Origin of the sequence: Pectobacterium wasabiae CFBP 3304 (genome assembly GCF_001742185.1) — a bacterium.
Taxonomy (GTDB): Bacteria; Pseudomonadota; Gammaproteobacteria; order Enterobacterales; family Enterobacteriaceae; genus Pectobacterium; species Pectobacterium wasabiae.
Map to the genome: position 1 here is coordinate 4267147 of NZ_CP015750.1, position 19271 is coordinate 4286417.

The window sequence follows — 19271 nt, forward strand, 5'->3', positions numbered from 1 at the left end:
CGTCTGGCATTGAATATGAGTTTCCGGGAATAATTTCGCGAAAACGGAGAGAAAAAAAGCTGCTTTTTTCGGTTAAGCTGTATGCGTGTTTCAACATGATCGATAAGTCTGACCAATGTTCCAGGAAACGACCCGAATGGCAAACAGCATACCGCAACTGCCCCACGATCCGCATATGTGTCGCAGTTATGAAAAAAAGACGCGTAGCCCGCTAGCGCTCTATTCAGAGTACCAGCGTATGGACATTGAGTTGCGGGCGCCGCTGGCCATGACCTACACCCACTGGCATGGCCAAGTTGAGGTGAATGTCCCCTTTGATGGCGACGTGGAATACCTGATTAATAATGAAGTCGTGCGGATCAAACAAGGGCATATCACCCTCTTTTGGGCCTGCACGCCTCATCAGCTTACCGATGCCGGCTGCTGTCAACAGATGGCGATATTCAACTTACCCATGCATCTGTTTTTGTCCTGGCCGCTGGATCGTGAACTAATAAACCATGTCACCCATGGAATGGTTATTCAGTCATTATCGGCACAACAGCTCAGCGTTTTTGAGATCCAGCGCTGGCAGAGTGAGTTTACCAGCGACAGCGAACCGGTGCGCCAGTTGGCGATCGATGAAATTACCCTGATGCTAAAGCGATTTAGTCTGTCTGGCTGGCAACCCATCTTAGTAAATAAAACGCCGCGCACTCAACAAAATAGTCTTTCGCGCCATTCGCAGTTTTATGTCAGCCAGATGCTTGAGTTTATCGCCACCCACTGTGACAGAATGCTGACGGTTAACGATATTGCTGAACACGTTAAGCTAAACCCAAATTATGCAATGGGCATTTTTCAGCGGGTGATGCAGTTAACCATGAAACAATATATTACTGCGATGAGGATCAACCACGTGCGGGCGTTGCTCAGCGATACCGACAAGACGATTCTTGATATTGCAACGATCGCCGGATTTCGTTCAAGCAGTCGTTTTTACAGCACATTTAATAAATATGTCGGTATGCCACCTCAGCAATATCGTAAGCTGAGTCAGCAGCGAAGAAATCATTTGCTATATCTGGAGGGATAACTATTTGAAAATAATCTTAGAATAATTATTAAATGAAATACATCAGTATAAAATAATAAATACCTCGCCCTATAGGGGCTATATAAAAATCACTGAGTCCTTGCGTTCTGAACTCTCAGGGTCAGGCTATCTGTAATAGATATTCAACTTTTAACTGTTTGGATGGAATTATGGAATCAAATAATTATGCTTTAAAAAGCAGAAAGTCGTTGAGTTTTTTTTGGTCAGTAATGCCTATGTTCCTTATGTTGGCCGGGATTAGCATCGGGTATTTTATCTTTAATATTCGCGCGGAACCTATGATCCTGATGAGCACAGCGGTTGCCTCATTTATCGCTATAGCGCATGGTTATACTTGGGATAATATTTTAAAATCTATTTGCGATAAAATATCTGAGGCACTGCCGATAATCCTTATTGTCGCGAGTATCGGTTTTTTGATCGGTGCATGGATGGTATCCGGCACGATACCAATGATGATTTATTATGGATTAAAATTTATTAACCCGCACTATTTCTATATTTCCGCTTTCCTTTTAGGTGCGCTAATTTCAGTATGCACAGGTACCTCTTGGGGTTCTATGGGTACCGTTGGAATTGCAATGATAGGCGTTGCTATTGGACTAAATATTCCACTTCCCATTGCGGCTGGGGCAATTGTCTCGGGCTGTTGGTTTGGCGATAAACTCTCGCCGGTGTCCGATTCAACAAACATGGCAGCCTTAGCCGCAGGTGTAAACCTGTACTCGCATATAGGTCATCTTCTCTGGACCACCGGGCCCGGATTTATTATATGCTGCATTGTCTATGTTTATGCAGGCTTAGGAATTGATGCGTCAATAAGCACGCCGGAAAATATTACAAGCTTGATGTCCGATATTGGCCAAGTATATCACTTTAATCTGTTGCTATTATTACCGCCGGTTATTGTATTGTATGGTTCTTTGACGAAGAAACCAGCCATTCCCATGCTGTTCTTATCGACGATAGTATCAATGATATTAGCGTTAGTATTCCAAGCATTCACCGCATCGTCGATTGGCGAGTCGGTGGTGAGCGGCTTTAAACTCTCTATGCTCGAAGGAGATAACGTAGCCGCTTTCTCTGCCGATGTCTCACGCTTGCTGGAGCGTGGCGGCGCAATATCTATGTTCAGCAGTTTTGTCACCGTTTTCAGTGCATTTAGTTTTGCCGGTGCGATGAGCACGACAGGCTCCCTGCATACTGTTATTAGCACGCTGACGAAAGGGGTTAAAACTACATTCCATCTGGTCGTTACCACGATAATCAGTACGATAACGATTTGTGCGTGTACAGCAAACGGTACGCTGCCATTACTGTTATGTGGTGACGCATTTAAAGAGGAGTATAAAAAAAGAGGTCTTGCAACAAAAAATCTTTCCCGCACAACGGAAGACGCAGGCACCGTCGTCGAACCTATTATTCCTTGGTCGGCCTCTGGCGTTTATTGCGCAACCATGCTGGGTGTCGCAACCCTCGATTATTTACCGTGGGCAATTTTATGTTACAGCGGCGTTCTGTTTGCGCTACTTTGGGCTGCTACTGGAATCGGTATCGCGAAGTATGACCCGAATGATGACCCTGAACACCTAGCTGAAAGTGAATTAAAACATTAAATAACTTCTGGTTAATATTTACTATGGGAAACGATATGTCTACATTCGATCATATTATTATCAGGGACGCTAATTGCCGCAAATACGGTCAGTTGCAAGAAATGTTTGGTACCGACGATTTGCTACCTATGTGGATCGCTGATATGGATTTCATGACCCCGGCCCCCATTATTAATACGCTCCGCGCTGTCGTTTCCCAGCCCATTCAGGGATATAGCAGGGATTACCCACACTGGAAGGAATCAGTTACCGGCTGGTATGAGAAACGTTACGGCACACAGGTCAATGAAGAGTGGTTGCATTTTGTTCCCGGCGTCATTAAAACCATCGTGATCTCGTTAATGGCGCTGAGCAAAACAGGGGATAATATATTAACCTGTACGCCCATTTATGACCCGTATCCTAATTTTATTAAAACAAGCGGAAGAGGTCTGCTACAGACTCGCTTAGTTGAAAAAAATGGCAGTTATGAATTTTCTTGGGATGATTTCACGGAAAAGCTAAATTCATGCAAAATTTTTCTCTTCTCATCCCCACACAACCCCGGCGGTATTGTTTGGGATAAGGATACGCTTGAGAAGATAAACAGGTATTGCCATGACGCAGGCGTAATTGTTATTTCTGATGAAGTGCACTGTGATTTGGCTCTGCCAGATAAAAAGCACATTCCTTTTTTTACGGTAAATACGGACTTGGACAGCAAATCGATAGTGCTTACTTCGACTGGCAAGACGTTTAATACTCCTGCGATACAAGGAGGTATAGCATTAATTAAAAATGAACAGTTGAGAAATGAATTCCACCATTTTCTCGATAACTGTTACCTTGCCGAAACAAATTCATTACAGCAGGCGGCTATTTATTCTGCCTATACTTATTGTGATGAATGGCATCAGAAATTACTGACCTATCTGTCTGAAAATGTCAGGTATGTAAAAGAGGAACTAGCAGAGCATTGTCCGTTGATCTCCGTCATTTATGGCGGCGCCTCTTTTCTGGTTTTTCTCAATGCCAGCAAGTTAGGGCTAAGTGATGAGCAACTAATGTCTTTTTTCGCATACAAGGCGAAACTTGGTCTTTCCCCCGGGCACCAGTATGGCACTGGTGGAGAAGGCCATATGAGATTAAACATTGGCTGTCCGCGCGCTGTACTGATCGAGGCCATCACCAGGTTAAAAAATGCCTATAGGGCGTGTGGATTTCATTTGCAGAAATAATTTTACCGACAGGCATTAAAACCAGCCCAGCTCAACGCCAGTTCTTTGTGTTCAGATCATTCAATGATGGGGTCGCATAAGCGCTGATGGTAAAACCCGTTACCCGCCAAAAGGCGGGTAACTCAACCACGATTCGAGTAGCTGAACTGTTTTACCAACGTTAGTTCACCAGGATTACGCATCGGCACAATCACCATTTCCTGCTTTTCGTTGCTGGTTCCTTCTTCGGTCACAATGGTGATTTGCGCCGTAGTCAAAATTTCTGCACCACGCCCACCGTAATAGTTAACGTACACGAGATATTGCCCACTTTCCGGCGCTGGCGAAGAGAAGATCTCCGGGCCATACCCGGTAGTGACGTCCATATCCAACGCTCCGCCGTTTTGTAACTGCCTACCACCATACCAGGCATGTTGACCGTCGGGGGTGACCACGTGCAAATCAAGATCGGTGTTATCGGTGTCCCAGGAAAGCACTATCCGCAGGCGTGCAGGAACCGCGCCGCTGCCTCTTTTCGCATAAAACTGGGTTCGATGCGCCGCCGACCGATCTGGGCTGCGAACTTCAACGCTGTTACTGCCCTGCGAGAAAATATAGGGCCGTGCAAAATCACCATTATCTTCCACTTTCAGAGGCATACTGACGCCGTTGACGATCAACCTGGCCGGCTCTTGTTTGGCTTTGCTATCTGGCTTGGGGAAGCCTTTAATCTGGCCCCGGATCAGGGCTTGCGCAGACTGATTCGCGGGAGTATTCACCGATGCTGCAGGATAATTGACCCGCTGAGAATAAGTGGCATCTTCCCCGGAAGTGTCATGCCACCCAGCAATCGGCGTATCCATCACCACGTTTTGCTCTGCTACTGCCGACATAGCGGGCATCAGCAGCACCAGCGAGCATACTACTCTACACAACAAACGAATAATCATAGTGTTATCCTGAAAACCTTAAGTCCCTTGGCAATGGCTCAGAGCCAGCGCCCTATTCCAATAACAGATGGCGAGCCAGTTGTTCGACAAATACCTCATCTTGGCCATTCGGATGCGCAGCAAAGGCCAGGTGCAAATATTCATGGGTCAGATCCAACCGATCTTGCAGGGAGTAAAGATCCCGAACATAGATACGGCCATACATGCGATCAACATGGGGCTTGCCTGAGAGCAAACGGCATACCGTAAACTTCTGCAAAGGCGTGTAGCCCGGCTCGCTGTTAAGCTTTTCTCGCCAACGCTGCTGCTGCGTTGCTAGCCAGGTCTCGGCCTCCGGCATCGGCTGGCATAATATTTCCGGCTTATCCCAACGCCCCAGGCTAGCTCGAGGAAAAGCCTGTGCCAGGATCGCGTCATAGCGCATCCCCTGTTGGGCTTGCGACACCGCCAACTGCCAGGACAAGCGGTTATTACCCGCCTGATCGAGATGATAGTTAACCGGTGCCCCTGCCAACACCAGATCTGCAGTCCAGGCAGCAACGTTAAGCGCAGCAGGCAAGGCCGGCGTCGGGGCTACGCGCTGGCTGGCACTGCTGTCTGCCATCAGTAAACAATCACCGGACCGGCTGGCGTTTTGCAGCAGATAGCTGCGGATCGCCACCGCCAGCGCTTTCGCTGCTTCGACAGGTTGCGCCGCGGCTTCCCGCTGCAGCACCCGGGCAATATACTCTTCACGATCCAGGCGAGCAGTCAGGGTGAAATCACCCGCTTCCTGTTGCAAAATAAGTTCGCCGTGGCTTTCAATATTCAGGCGATTACCGTTACGGAATTCAACCTGATATTTTCCCTGCAAGACTCCTGCGCTAACCAGCGTTTGTTCACCAATACGACGCAATGTTGCAATCGGGTAACGATCAAACAGCTTAACCACCACGCACACGTTGTGATCTATCGGTGGAGCCTGCGGCAAACGGTTATTCAACACCTCAGCATAGTTTTGCAGCACGATTTTGCTGGTACCCGCCCCTCTGGCCCACACCGGCGTGCCGTCGTTCAGCCAACCGGCAAATCCGCCCTGGCGCTGCTCGGGATGTTCATCATCCAGCCAGCTCCAGGTTTTTACCCGCAGGCGGCTACCCAAGGCACCAGCCAGATTGCCGTCAGCGGTAAGCAACAGGTCCAGCAACACATTACGCGCCTGCTGCTGGGCTGGCAGCGCGGCCAATACCGCCAGCAACTGACTTACTGGGACACGGGTATCCGGCTGTAGCTGCGACAGATCCTGCAACCAGCCGGGACTATGTTGCCGTTGCCAATAACTGGCCCATTGTTGTTGATCCAGTTGCAGGCGCTGGGGGCTAAAATAGAGGCCGCACGACTGCACCAAAGCACGATCGCGTGCAATCGTCTTACCGGTTTCACAGCAGTAAACCTCTTCCTGCGGCTGGCTGCCATTGCAGAGATAATCAGATTCCTGCTGCTGGGTATCCACCAGATAGGCATAGACGAAAAGCTTCCAGACGCTGCCTAATGGCGTGGTCAGCTCGCTCGGCAGTGGCTGCTGCGCAAACTGCCGACTCGGGCTTAACGTCAGCAAGATATATTGCTGCCCTTCGCGCAGAGCGAGTTCCAATTTCGGCTCTGCACTAAAAGCAGCAACAGGTATCAACCACAGTAACCACAACCAGCGAAACATTACTTCACCGTCACTGTTTTCAGGGAACTGCCACTTTCCGTTGCCGCCTCTTGCGGCGTATACATGCGCGAATAACGGATTGGCGGCAACACAAACTGCCCTTTCTGCGAGAAACGCACCAAATGCCGGTACACCTTGGAATCCACCAATTCATCAACCGGTACCACATAAGAGAGTAGCCCCGATTCATTACGCGCTTTCTCAAGTGGTGTTACACCCTTGCCGCCCAAGCCCGCGACCTGAATACCCCAAGTGGTGCGTTCAACATCTGCGCCTGGTGGTAACGGCACTTCTAACAGCATGTAGCGCTGCGGCGTGGAGGATTTGTTAACCAACGTCACCTCGTCAAGATACAGCGCATCGCTGGAGAGTGCCTCCCCATTAGCCACCGGCTTCACGCCAAATTCGAACGCCTTATCGCCAGGGATAAGTTGCAGCAGACGATGCTGGATGGTCACATTTAATGGCTGCCTCTCGCTGTCAGTTGCGGTCGCCGTCAGTGGCAAGTTATAGTTCAGCGAGACATTAAGCGGCTGTTCCAGTTCTGCTGGCATCACTACCGGCTGCACCGCGCCCTGCCCTTGCCACTGCCAGTAACGCTCCCCTGCGGTACCCTGCCGCAATTGCCAGCCTTCACCTGGGTTGAAACTCACCGGTGGCACTGTGGTGCCGAGTGAATTGTAGAGCCAGGTTAATGCCAAAGCGCGCTCTGGCCCTTGCTGCGCAGGCATCAGTTGCTGCAACAACCAGGCGACTTGCGGAGCATCTGCGCCACGCGTGCGCCATACCGCTGCATAGGCAAACGGATGTTCACTGAAGGAAATAAACTCCTGGCTCTGGCGCAACGTTTGCAGCTCTGGCTCCGAAAGTTTATAACCGGGCGTTTGCTGCAGCATCGAATAAGTCAGCACCCGTGCCACCGCCAACCCCAACTTGAAGTTAGGCGCGGCCATCACCAGGCTGTCGGTTTCAGACAATGGCGCCCCGGACTCCACCTGCGCATTAGGCAATGACTCCGCCAGCCCTTGCAGCAGGCTGGTGATCGGCAGATGCATATCCTGAGCGAATGACAGTAACAGAGCACGATGGAGAACCGGCATCTCTGCCGCCTGCTCGGCATACAGTTCCAAAATTCGCTGCCAGTGTTCTGCCGGTAACGCCATGCCTAATGCCTGGCTGGCATACCAGTCGGCATAGTAGGCGTAGGCGGTCAGGAAGGCATCAGGATCGCCATTCTCCCCCCACCAGGTAAACAACGCCCCTGGCCCCGCCATCTGCACCAGGCGCTGGCGGTTATTTTGCAGAGTCTGGCGTAATACATCCCCACGCTGCGCGTCTTCTTTCGCCAGCATGTTGTAAGCTAGGCTGAGGGGTAACAGGCGGCTGGCGGTATTGATCACACCACCATAAGGTTCATTGATCAGGTCATCCAGACCATTACGGAACATGGATTGCGCATCACTATTGAGGCGCAGGCGGATATCGTAGGCGCTGGCTGGCAGATTGAGAGTATTACTGCCGGCATGTAGCCGCACTTGCTGCTGCTGAGGCACTGGCCAATTGTCGTCACTCACCTTCAGATCAACGCTCAGGCTGTCCAGCACTTCACCGTTTTTCACCACTTCCGAGGTCCAGCGCCCAGACTGCATGGCTGCCACTGGTTGTGCCACGTAGTTCACCCCTTCATGCAGCGACACCGTTTGGCTCAGGTTGTTATCACCATATTGGGTGCGCAACTCCACCTGCTGGGCCTGCTTGTTCTGACTGAAGATAAACAGCCCAGGCTGCGGGTGGTCGCCTTTACGGAACTGCGTGGCCCCACTCCATTTAAGGTAGAGCGGTTTCTCGGAACGGATAAGCTGCTGTTTCTGGCCAACCTGCCCTTGCTCATTTTGCGCCCGGACCGTAATACGCCACCGAGTCAATGAATCTGGCATACGGAAACTGAATGTCGCTTTGCCGTTGGCGTCGGTGACAATGTCCGGCTGCCAGGCAGCGGTATCCACATCTTCACGGCGTGGGCGTTCCAGCACCTTGACGTTGCGATCGCTGCGGTTCGCCACCCCAGGCGCTTTTGGCACCCCCGGTAACGCCAGATCGTAGGCGATAAATGACAGGCTGGCGGTGGTGCGCACGTTGTTGCGCCGAGGATGATAGAAGAACTGGTCGATGGTAGGCGCAATCTCCGGTTGCAAGGCATAGACCATCTCATCAACGACGCTAACCGTCAGGTGAGCCGGTAAGGGTTTGCCCGCAAGTTGGGTATCCAACGCGACAGTGACCGTTTCACCTGGGCGGTAAACGACTTTGTCTGTTTTAACCGCGATATCGATACGCGGTATCTCAACCTTGATCCCGGCGTTCTGGAAGCTGTATTGGCCGCCTTTGCTGTACAGCACGGAGAAGGTCATATTCGGGGAAAAATTATCCCGCACTGCGATTTGCGCCAGATACTGGGTATCGCTTAAACGTTGCGCTTTAACCCATTCGGCACCACTGGAAAGCAACGCAATGCTCTCCACTTTGTCGCGCTCCAGCGTCAGCAATGCTTGCTCCACCGGCTCTGGGAAAGTAATTAATGCCTGCGCAGTTTCCCCCAACCGATATTGCGGCTTGTCCATCACGATCTCAACGCTACCCGGCACCGATTTCCCGCCCGGCCCACTGACAAACTGGCTGATAGCACCAAGGATCATGCCCTGGTCGCTTTTCAACGTGACGGTATAGGTGCCGGGTTGCTGGAAGCTAATGGCAAACGGCTGCCCAGTGGCTGGCAATGGAGCACGCTCTGTTTTGCGGTCTTCCAGACGCACCCATTCATAAACCGCCGGTTTGTCATCCCCCTGTTGTTCGTTGCGATAGCTGAATTCCACTGGCTCATTTACCGCACTAAACCGTTTCAACGTATTGAGCGCATAACGCGAAACACCACGCTCAATCAGGATTTCCCGAGTAGTTTTGACTCGGTAGGCGGCACCATCGCTGGCAAAAATAGTCAGTAGATAGCGGCTCGGCTTATCCACAGCGGGTAGATCCAACTTGGCGTGGCCTTTGCTGTCGGTGGTCAGTTGAGCCGTTTTCAACTCAATGGGGAATTTACCCTGATATTGCAGGTCGTTGCTGACCATCGAAAGCTGCTGGCTATACAGGCTCAGTTCAAGACGCGCGTTGGCCACTGGCTTGCCATCAGGATAGAGCAGCACGACGTCGCCATTTACCGGCTCGTTGGTGCGAAAATCAGTTTTGGCCATCGCCAGTGAAATTTCGAAGTGCGGTTTGATGTAGCTAGCGACACGGAATGAGCTGCTGTAAACCTGATTATTGTAGGTTGAGCGCAGTTCATAGCCACCGGCCACGGAATTTTCTGGCAGTTGAAAACGCCCCTGCGCCCCGGATTTACCGTCAACAGGCAAGTTCAAGGTTTGCAACGTTGCCCCATTGGCATCCAACACGGTCAAACTCAACGAACCTGGCTTGAGCGCGACGGAATCCAGCGCATTATTGAATTCGCGCCCGATCAGTTTGACTTCAACCCAATCACCTGGGCGATAGAGCGGCCGATCGGTGAAGGCATAAAGTTTGGTGTCATAAATCTCGCTGTCGTAATAAAAGTTCTCCGAGACAAACACCCCGCCTTCGCTGTCTTCACCCATCACATACGAGCGCTCTGGCGAGATATGGCGCAGGCTCAGTAAGCCGCTCTTATCCGTCTGACCGCTGCTCATGATGCCCAACCCGTCGCTCCACAAGATGCGCGTTCCCGGCACCGCCTGCCCGTCATTGCGGCCAACGGTCCAGACCAATAGCTCGTTGCCAGAAACCTTACTCATGGCCACGGTATTAGAGACAAACACCACGGTGGTCGCCCGGTATTGGCCAATCAGCGCTTCTACCAGATACAGGCCCGGCTTTAGCTTGCCCAAGGGAACGTAGACATTACCCGGCAAAGGTTCAAAGAAACCGCTGGATGAGCCCTGCATATTGACGTGTTCTGGCGGCTGGATCGGTTGCGCGTCCCACAGTGGGTAACGGAACTGGCTAATCAGTGGCAGATTCTTCAGCGGCGCAAACTGCGGCTGCACGGTGAATTTGGGTTGTTCATTTAGCGCGTCCCCCATCTTCAGCTCCGGCAGCGCACTGGTCACTTCCTGGCGGGTATCAGAGGAAAAGGTCCGCTGCATCACGCGGCGTGATTTGCCGTACCAGTTATCCCAAAGATAAGACAGCGTGTTAGATAAGCCCTCACCCTGGTATTGGCCTTCGATCATAATGCGATGGAGGTTTTTCTGCTTTTTCAGAAACTCCATCGGCTTATCGATACGGTATAAACGGATATCTACGCCACCATACTGCTCGGCCTCAAAACGGCGGTAATCGCGCCCTGGCGCTTCCAGGCGCACTTTCGCCACTTCATCCGTGGCAAAGCTGCTGTCAGAAAGCAAAAAGAAGGATTGCTGCGGAACGCTATAATTACTCGCAGGGAGCTCAGCTTCGGCATAGGCCAAGCTCAAGGGAATGAATAGCGCCATCCCTAGCAGCAGTTTTTGACACATACGCGGCAGAATTTTCATCGTGACAGGAAACCTAAGCGATAAATGCCAATGAAGTTGGGGTTCGATTCGTCGGGTATCCATCGGGTGTCCTTCCATTTCATCAATTGTTGCATGCTCACCGCACGCATTCCATTATCTGTCGAACTCGAAGAACCAGTGTGATAGGCGATATAACGCCCCATCCAGATCATCAGATGCTGATCGTCACCCTGGTCAAAAAACAGTAGATCGCCCGGTTGCGCTTGATTCATGTCGCGGCCAATAAGTTGGCTGTTAAATTGGATCAGCTTGATGGCATCTACATAGGGGCCTTGCTGACCCCCCCTTGCTGCCAACGTTGAGCAAACTGGCGCTGTTGCGGGCTGATGTCCAGCTCTGGTGGCAGGTAGCGATTAGATAAACCATTCGCCCGCAGCCATTTGCTGTCATGAATTTTCAGGGATTCATTGGCAGCAAAGCGCACCAGACCGGCGCAGTCCTGCTGATACCAGCGCGCACTTGGCCCTTGGCGTAACTGCTCTTCGGCAATGCGCACGAACCATGAGCGGAATACGTTGGATTGCTCAGGGGTCAGTGGCGCAACCGTCTCAACGGCCAGGCTGCCCCGGCTGAAAAGCATCAGGCTCATTAGGAACAGCAGGCCTAACGTTGTCGGTTTGACGATCATAGCTCCTGCCATTTCAGCGGTAGCCACTGCCAATGCTCGTGGATCTTGGTATCCGCAGGCAGGGTTAAGGCATAGCGCTGTTGCCCAGCCAATGCGCTCAGTTTAGGTAATAACAAGGTTTGAGCCGCGTTATAAAATACCGGTTCGACACTCTTTGGCAGGCTGGCAAACACTTCCTGCTTAAATAACCCAGACAGGGCTTCAGGAGCCATGTAAACCGGCACCACGGCCTGTTGTGGTAATACGTCCGCCAGCGGTGGGAAATTTTTATCCAGCGTTTGCAGCGCTTTATTCACCAGTTTGTCATCCAGAGAAAACATCAGCATCTGACCATGTCGCGCCAGGCTGACGCGGAAGAACTGGTTCCCCAGCAGGCTCTCAGGATCCTTGGCTTCACTTTGCGGATATTGGCCATAACGCGAGCTGGCTTCTCGCTGCCACAGGTGGCCCTGCCCCTTACTAGTAGATTCAACCGGAATCGGTTGTTTCTCTCTGGCGCCGATCACTTTGGTAAACATGCCTGTCAGGGTCTCATCAGTTTGTGCATCCGCAGTTTGTGCTAACTGGCTGACAAATAGTGGCGAATACAGATGAGAATCAGGATACCAGCACAGCCCACTGACCCCGTTTAATGCCAATGGGAAGGCTGCGGCTTTGTTGCCGTCAATGGCGTCGATGGCGTCGATACGCTGGAACAAATACTCCGGCACGCTTTGTGACACCGGCAGCGCCACACAGAAGCTGGCCCCGATTGGCATCGATTTCCAGACCGGGTTGAGATCAAAACGTGCGTTCTCGCCCTGCTGCTGATCGTTAAGCGCCAGATAGCTTTGCCAGCCTTGCTGGCCCATTTCGACACGGACACCGGCAAATGCTGGGACAAAACGCTGATAACCAAAACCAAGATAGTTAGCGCTCACTGAAATCCGGTGGGCTAAAGGCGGCGTATTTTTATCGTTGTCCGTCCCTTTATCACCCCCACCATCACGGGGCTTCAAACCAAAACTTTCCGGCCAAGGGTTAGCGCCGCTCAGTAATGTGCTGGTGATTTGGGTGGAGTCTTGTGAGGGTGCCTGCTGGTCATACAGCATAGCGAGATCGGAAAACAGCAACAGATTATCGCCGTGGCTGGCAAAAAACAGCTGCTTATTAGCCCCGTAACGCCATTGATAAACCGGGATAGCGTCGCTGCCGACCTTAAGCTGCGAGAAATCGGTGATGCCAAGTTGGGTATCTTCCGCTGCGGCCTTGGCTAATGGCTCCAGCAGGCGCGCCAATCCGCCTCGTTTGATCACCGCCATAAAGTGATTCAGTTTACCGAGGTCATCATGCCAAAGTGCGATATTGACCGGTTGGTCGAGAAGCGTTTCCAGTAAGTTATCGCGCAGGGTCAGATCGTGTTCAAAGGTAATTCTGCGCAGGCTACCGATTAAACCCAATCGATCGGCGTTATTTTCATAGTAAAAAACAAAATCTTCCGTCAGCGTGTCACGCAAGAAGGGAATAGACAGCAGATCGTTTGGCAGTTTACTCAGCGATGCGCTTTCGATGAGCACGTCAGGATGGTGCAAATCAACTTGAAGGTTATTTTTCCAAACCAATTCATTGGGTGGCTGAACATTATGATGATCGGCAAACCAAACACGTTGAATGCCCCATGCCACCGCAGAAACAGCCAAAATAGCCGTCGCCGCCCAAAGTCCATATTTGATAAAACTCTTCTTTGCGACAGGCGCAACGTTTTTATTTTCAGCGGTCATTCTGGCTGTTCCACACCCATCAATCATTATCGCAGCCTACAATGCCGCAACATTAGCGTAAAAGGGATAAAGCAAAACTGTATTAGATATGTGCCAATAGATTAAATCAACCGCTATCCATGGGATCCTATGCTCCTACGAGTTAATTGACTGTTCACTTGGCTTTGTTGAATAAATCAGAGTTAGCCGACAGGATGGCTCCCGCTGCTACCCTGCTATGCGATCCTGACGCTGTCCGGCATACCCAACAACGTCATCCGGTTTAGCGCTTTGACCATCGGCATGGCTTCACCTAACACTGGGGTGCGCGTTTCTTTGGGTAGTTCCGGTTTCAATCGTTCTGGCGCAATTTGGCAAACCATACCTGCGATAAGTCCCATCATTGATTCTTTATGAAATGACCCCCATTGCCCTATTTCATCCACTATTGCTATTACATCACCAAGTGCATAAGGCTGCGAAAAATAGACCCGTTCGAATACCGCTCTTTCAAGAGAGTCGCAATTGATGACGTTAATAGCACGGGAGCTCGTAATATAAATATCGGGGTTTTTACTGATTTTTTTACTTTCAGTATAATTATTGATCGTATACAACCGACGAAGACGGTTATTACCTTGATAGGATGAGACATTACGCAAGTCCGCAAAGGTCAGAACGTGCTCATCGCTCATAATTTTTATCACTCCTGCCGGAGGATTACTTACATTTTCTTTCTTCAGTTGGCTGGTGCAGCCAGCCAGCAAAGCGAATACAGCAAATAGCCCAAAATACTTAATCATTTCTCGCTCCCTACCAGGTCAGGGCGCAGAGACAGTAAAATCTCATCAGTCACATTACCTTGTACCGAGCATAGTAATTGTGCTTTATCTCCACTGTCGCTTAACAACGCAAGTTTTTCCACACTTCCCTTTGCTGGCGCAATACCGCTTGCAGCCCCAGAGTTAAGTTTCCACATCTGGTCTCCGGGGCGTTTTATCACAGGATTAGCGAAATACTCATCTCCCGCTTTTTGCCAATTTACTTTGGATAAAGCAGCGGCAACCTCTGCGGCTGAACCATCAATAATCAAGCCCCAGAAGTAGTATTTGCCCATTGCTTCTAAATCATTCTGGCGCATGAAATAGCCGGAAAGCACTAAGTTGCCAGATTTTACTGGTTGGGAGAACCAGGTAACGTCTCCTCCATTTTTGGGAGGGGTAAACCAGGCTTGATGTTGGCTATTAGTCTTCAACTGGGCAGATCCGATGAATGCTTTCTGCTGGACATAAAGTTCGCTGAAGAAACGATTATCACAATGCAATAAACTTTCCTGGAGAGATTCTGCCTGCACCGACCCCATCACGCTTAATGTCAGCAAGGTGAAAGGAAAAACCACACGTTTCATAAAGTATCCTTACCATTTAAATAAAATCATAACGTTAGACCGATTTTCAGATTATTTTAAATATCAGAAAACACAAGCAAGTTGACAGGGATCGTGAAAAACGAGCATATAATGATATTACAGTCGCTGTTTTCGGAAAAACGCCCAAAATTGACTACGATCTATACTGCACAGTTTCTCGATGCTAACGTTCATCCTGAAAGCACCATTCTCAGAATCGATATCAACCCGTTTCCTCGTGGTGCCAAGAAGCGACAGAGCGTTCTCATCTGCAAGAATGATGAGCCCGTAGTCGTTCTTTGTATTTACGTTGAGGTTGATGATAACGGTTATTTGCTCGAGCAGTGTTTTCGCGAACTTCTTCTTAACGAAAATAAGATTGCATTATTGTATGGTCAGCATGTTCACCTATTCGACACCGTATCGTATGAAGTAAAAAGCCTATATTTGCACGATTATGTTGGTCATCTGTATCCCATTCCAGACATCGATTCAGGCGTGCTTAGCGACACCTTTCTTGTCACGACATTCTTATACACGTTTCTCATTCACGTAGACTCTGGAATCATCTGGCAATCAAAGCAATGCGCTATTGATGGCGTGATTATTGATGAAGTTCAGGGTAATGTGATCTATGGTTCGGGCGGATGGGAACCATTCCGACTGTCACTCAACACAGGTCATGTTATTAATTCAATCGTTAACAAATAAAAAACAGGAAGGATCGATAAGATTCTTCCTGTTTTGATTAAATACCTAACATGCGGGTCAACCTTAGTAAAAATTCTCGTCAAGCATAATTTTCATTTGAATAATAATTACCTCCTATTCTATTTCACTATGAAAAATTTTAAAAATCATGATTATTAATATTAAAATAATGAACCGCCGAACATTTAATCAATGGGGGGCTATCATGAAATATATTATTTTTTAACTTGATGGCCAGTTCGGGTTTAACCACTTATTCTGATTTTTAATTTCAATCAGACATATTGAGTTAATAATTAATTGAAAAAATTGAGGTGGTGAATAACTAACCCCCATCTCTACCTTTCAAAATCAGAGTGAAATTTTACTCTCTAAAAATTAGGAATAGCCTCTTAATTTTTAAATAGTATATTTTTCAGAGCCTGTTCTTGGAAGTAGTAGCACTGCCAGTTGAGCGGCACGAATTCCGTGCTCTACCTTCCCCCTCTATTTATAAATGTTATGACTCACAGGCCACCCAGATTTATTCATATTGTTTTAACTCGTCTTGCAATAGTTCATTCAATTTAGATGGGATTATTATAATGCCATTTTTCTTATCTACAGGGAAAATAAGAATATCAACACCATCCTTTTCCAACCCAGGGATCCATTTATCTAAAAAATAATACAAGTCTATTTCTTTAGGTGAAAGTTCATATTGATGTTTTGTATTGTAATCTATTGAAAATTCTTCTTCCGGCCAAATAGGGAATATCCTCTTTCCATCTTTGGTTGACAAATGCAACCAACCATCATTCCCATAACTTCCCCAGACTTGTTCAAAGTCGGCTACTTTTCTGACAAAATAGCTGAGCCTATCTTCTGAAGTTAAAGAATTTACATTTTCAATTTTAGAATTATTCATAAATTTTAATATCCTTCGTACTTATGTTCTAGCTTATGAAGATCATTATCTTGCAAATCCGAATGCTCATAAGAATTACCATCTTTTGCTCACTTCCCTCTCCTATGAGCTAAAACTTTACCAGGATCTTTAGATCTTCTTGAATTACCCGGTAAACGGATAGTTCTTCGATTTTTGTTACGGATGTGGGCTTTGTTGAATAAATCAGAGTTAGCTGACAGGATGGCTCCCGCTGCTACACCTGTTATGCGATCCTGACGCTCTCCGGCATACCCAACAACGTCATCCGATTGGGCGCTTTGACCATCGCCATCGCTTCCCCCACCTGCGCGTCATCGTCCCGCAGGCTCAGATGGCCACCCAGCAAGGTCTTGAGGCGGAATATCGCCGTTTCCGCTACCGAACGCCAGTGGTAGCCCACTTTCTTTTTCCAGACGTCATTGCTCCCGCTCAGATGCTGATCCGCCACCGCGTGGTTACGCTCATGGTATTTGCCCGGCCAGTATTGCGCTCCACTTCGGGGCGGGATAAGTGACCTGATTTTTTCCTCAGCAAAGCATCATGGCAGTCGCGCGAGTCATAAGCGCCGTCTGCCGAGGCTTCCTTGATTTTCCGGTGCGTCTGGTTAATCAAACCCGGTAATGCCTGCGCATCTGTCGTACCTCTGAGCGATAAATCGGTACAGATAATCTCGTGTGTCGCACTGTCTGCGGCCAGATGAAGCTTGCGCCACACCTGGCGTCTGTCATCCCCATGCTGTCTGACTTTCCTGGTGTGGCGGGCACCGTTTTCATTGATGAGCGCCGTCAGGCGACGCGCGTGGTCGTACTCGTAACCGACCTGATGCCCAAGTGCATCCGTGCGTGTCAGCGGCGGGCCATTTAGTGGTCGTGCGGCAACCCTCAATGGCGATGGTCTTGTCATTCTCTACGGAGTTACTTGATCCAGTCATCATAAAAGAATCGGGGTTTATCACTGGCATGCCGATAACCGTGACCGTCGAGCGAGGCAAACTGGTGATTGAGACGGAGATTAATCTCTGACGACGCACACGATAAATAGCAGGTAAAATAAAATCGGAAGGATCGTTGGGGTGTATTCCGGTTTATTATTATTTCTGGCTAAATCTGCTTATCCATCCATCTTTCGTAAATAACTCGCCAGATAATCCATCGCTTATTTCATTAACATTAATATCTGACACCAGTATATTTTTATCTTCATCTTCTTCAAACATAAATAGAAAGTTAAATATTGTATTATCAATGCTTTCAGTAACTAAAACTTTAATTATATTTTTTTGCTCCTCGTCAAATCCTGACAATAAATCATGTAACTCTATGGCTCTTTGTGACTTCAGTGTACCTAATTGAATTTTTTCGAATTTATCAAGCGAACGGTCACGAACCATACGCATAGTTGCAGAACCAAAATCATCCAATATATCTTTATCAGTCATAGATGCACCCTATTTTCATCAAGGAATAGCAGAGGATTTCATTAAGATCACTTTTATTTTAGTTGCTAACATAAAAATCCTGAGGCACTTACGAAAAAATAACCCACTCATATTTCTCACATTCCGCAAGAAAATCTTTCAAAACATTCTTTGCCGTTAGTGTAGGAGCATTTATTTCATTTGGAGACATAAATATAACAAGATCTACTGCGTCTTCGATCAGTTGTGGTAACAATTCGTCAAGTAACTCGTCAAGAGATATTTCTTTTAATTGCAGACTATCCCAATTACCCTTGGCACTAATTTGAGCATATTCTTTTGCTGGCCAGAGTGGAAGGTAGATTCTACCATTGTCATCCTCACTGGTGATATAGCCACCGTCATCACCTAAAGTCCATGCCGACTCCCAATCGGCTACACGCTTAATGAAATAAATATACCGATCTTTCGCAGGCTTACTGGACATAACTTCAATTTCTTTAGCCGAAACTTTCATTTTAATTCCTTAACAACCTAATTCACGTTTGTTTTACATTTATTACTAACTCTGAGTTTATTTTTTCTTCCTCCCCCATCGTAACAATGCTGTTCACGAATCTGGGGCTCAGAATAATTGTAATCAAATCCTTTGCTGATTCATATCCTGCGTGACCCAACCTCTGAATAGCCGAAAGGATCGCTGGGATCGCCTCCAAATTATATTAGATAATTTAATTTTTCAGTAAATCAGTTAATTCACTGAAACTCATTTCAATATTGGGATACTCATCATCTTCAACATAATATTCTAGCAAGACAGTTTTAGATGAGAAATCGTATGTCAAATATACAAGATTTAATCTAATTATCTTCTTACCTTCGGTCTGAATATTGTCAAGGATAAGATTTTTTATCTTATCACTATGGGAAATTGATTCATTTAGAGATATTAGTGTATTTTTTTTCATATCAAAAAGTTAACTCATTCAAGTTATAATGGAAAAGCAGTCCTAACCCATCCATTTGAATCTAAAAACATTTTTATGGTTTTAGTTGGAAGCCCATCCACACTCGTTCCTATATTTCTAGAAAAGGTATATATCAACTCTTTTCCGTTTTCTGACACATTACCCTTTGTGAGAGCTTTATTAATGTAGCCGTTTATTTTCTTAGGGCTGTTAGTTAAAAACTTACTGGTCCCCTCTTGGAGGGCGCTTTTACGATGCCCCATAAGGATATGTTTCATCACGGACATCTCACCTTCTTTGTACTTAAACTTCTTTTGAGGGTCGAA

At 48.1% G+C, this 19271-nt stretch carries 16 protein-coding genes and 4 pseudogenes; 5 read left to right on the forward strand and 15 right to left on the reverse strand.

Annotated elements, in window-relative coordinates:
• The first annotated feature begins 136 nt into the window (after positions 1-136).
• From melR to A7983_RS19480, 3 genes are all read left to right on the forward strand, one after another.
• Positions 137-1075, forward strand: coding sequence for a transcriptional regulator MelR (gene melR, locus A7983_RS19470; protein ID WP_005974590.1), 939 nt, complete (start codon positions 137-139; stop codon positions 1073-1075).
• A 170-nt stretch (positions 1076-1245) separates the two neighbouring features.
• Positions 1246-2712 (forward strand): Na+/H+ antiporter NhaC, encoded by a 1467-nt coding sequence (nhaC, locus tag A7983_RS19475; protein WP_005974588.1) that lies wholly within the window; start codon positions 1246-1248, stop codon positions 2710-2712.
• Between the two features lie 35 nt (positions 2713-2747).
• Entirely contained in the window at positions 2748-3929 is a 1182-nt protein-coding gene (locus tag A7983_RS19480) for a MalY/PatB family protein (protein ID WP_005974584.1), read from the forward strand.
• Positions 3930-4051: 122 nt separating this feature from the next.
• On the opposite strand, the gene A7983_RS19485 is transcribed toward A7983_RS19480, so the two are convergent.
• The 8 genes and pseudogenes from A7983_RS19485 to A7983_RS19515 all read right to left on the reverse strand — a co-directional run bounded on the left by A7983_RS19485 (position 4052) and on the right by A7983_RS19515 (position 14921).
• Positions 4052-4858 (reverse strand): YfaP family protein, encoded by an 807-nt coding sequence (locus A7983_RS19485; RefSeq protein ID WP_005974582.1) that lies wholly within the window; start codon positions 4856-4858, stop codon positions 4052-4054.
• Positions 4859-4910: 52 nt separating this feature from the next.
• Positions 4911-6554 carry a DUF2300 domain-containing protein gene (locus tag A7983_RS19490; RefSeq protein ID WP_005974581.1) on the reverse strand — a complete coding sequence of 548 codons (1644 nt, stop codon included), beginning with the start codon at positions 6552-6554 and terminating at the stop codon, positions 4911-4913.
• Positions 6554-11188 carry an alpha-2-macroglobulin family protein gene (locus A7983_RS19495; RefSeq protein WP_152413561.1) on the reverse strand — a complete coding sequence of 1545 codons (4635 nt, stop codon included), beginning with the start codon at positions 11186-11188 and terminating at the stop codon, positions 6554-6556. Before A7983_RS19495 ends, A7983_RS19490 begins: the two co-directional genes overlap by 1 nt.
• Positions 11122-11681 (reverse strand): annotated as a pseudogene (locus A7983_RS19500) (DUF1175 domain-containing protein); the annotation flags it as partial. The pseudogene A7983_RS19500 and the gene A7983_RS19495, both read right to left, overlap by 67 nt.
• Before the next feature lie 89 nt (positions 11682-11770).
• The gene (locus A7983_RS19505; protein ID WP_039479317.1) at positions 11771-13534 is read right to left on the reverse strand and encodes a DUF2138 domain-containing protein; all 1764 of its coding nucleotides are present in this window, start codon (positions 13532-13534) and stop codon (positions 11771-11773) included.
• A gap of 215 nt (positions 13535-13749) precedes the next feature.
• A pseudogene (locus tag A7983_RS24555) lies at positions 13750-13830 on the reverse strand (surface-adhesin E family protein); the annotation flags it as partial.
• A pseudogene (locus A7983_RS19510) lies at positions 13825-14316 on the reverse strand (surface-adhesin E family protein); the annotation flags it as partial. The pseudogenes A7983_RS19510 and A7983_RS24555, both read right to left, overlap by 6 nt.
• Entirely contained in the window at positions 14313-14921 is a 609-nt protein-coding gene (locus tag A7983_RS19515; RefSeq protein WP_005974568.1) for a hypothetical protein, read from the reverse strand. The pseudogene A7983_RS19510 and the gene A7983_RS19515, both read right to left, overlap by 4 nt.
• Before the next feature lie 111 nt (positions 14922-15032).
• Between A7983_RS19515 and A7983_RS19520 the strand changes: the two genes are divergently transcribed.
• A complete protein-coding gene (locus tag A7983_RS19520) occupies positions 15033-15632 on the forward strand; it encodes a hypothetical protein (RefSeq protein ID WP_005974565.1) in 600 nt (199 codons plus the stop codon).
• Between the two features lie 523 nt (positions 15633-16155).
• Here the strand turns inward: A7983_RS19520 and A7983_RS19525 are convergent.
• From A7983_RS19525 to A7983_RS24675, 4 genes and pseudogenes are all read right to left on the reverse strand, one after another.
• A complete protein-coding gene (locus tag A7983_RS19525) occupies positions 16156-16539 on the reverse strand; it encodes a DUF2750 domain-containing protein (protein ID WP_005974562.1) in 384 nt (127 codons plus the stop codon).
• 244 nt (positions 16540-16783) lie between these two features.
• The gene (locus tag A7983_RS24910) at positions 16784-17008 is read right to left on the reverse strand and encodes an IS5 family transposase (RefSeq protein ID WP_005974559.1); all 225 of its coding nucleotides are present in this window, start codon (positions 17006-17008) and stop codon (positions 16784-16786) included.
• Positions 16990-17274, reverse strand: coding sequence for a transposase (locus A7983_RS24915; protein ID WP_407670504.1), 285 nt, complete (start codon positions 17272-17274; stop codon positions 16990-16992). The genes A7983_RS24910 and A7983_RS24915 overlap by 19 nt, the downstream gene beginning before the upstream one ends.
• Before the next feature lie 36 nt (positions 17275-17310).
• A pseudogene (locus A7983_RS24675) lies at positions 17311-17421 on the reverse strand (RHS repeat domain-containing protein); the annotation flags it as partial.
• Between the two features lie 29 nt (positions 17422-17450).
• On the opposite strand from A7983_RS24675, the gene A7983_RS24765 reads away from it, so the two are divergent.
• On the forward strand, positions 17451-17582 hold the full coding sequence (locus A7983_RS24765) for a SymE family type I addiction module toxin (RefSeq protein WP_322788155.1): 132 nt from the start codon (positions 17451-17453) through the stop codon (positions 17580-17582).
• A gap of 68 nt (positions 17583-17650) precedes the next feature.
• On the opposite strand, the gene A7983_RS19535 is transcribed toward A7983_RS24765, so the two are convergent.
• The 3 genes from A7983_RS19535 to A7983_RS24570 all read right to left on the reverse strand — a co-directional run bounded on the left by A7983_RS19535 (position 17651) and on the right by A7983_RS24570 (position 19223).
• Positions 17651-17998 (reverse strand): hypothetical protein, encoded by a 348-nt coding sequence (locus A7983_RS19535; RefSeq protein ID WP_005974554.1) that lies wholly within the window; start codon positions 17996-17998, stop codon positions 17651-17653.
• 88 nt (positions 17999-18086) lie between these two features.
• Entirely contained in the window at positions 18087-18494 is a 408-nt protein-coding gene (locus A7983_RS19540) for a DUF2750 domain-containing protein (RefSeq protein WP_005974551.1), read from the reverse strand.
• 474 nt (positions 18495-18968) lie between these two features.
• The gene (locus tag A7983_RS24570; RefSeq protein ID WP_237028227.1) at positions 18969-19223 is read right to left on the reverse strand and encodes a hypothetical protein; all 255 of its coding nucleotides are present in this window, start codon (positions 19221-19223) and stop codon (positions 18969-18971) included.
• Between the last annotated feature and the right edge of the window lie 48 nt (positions 19224-19271).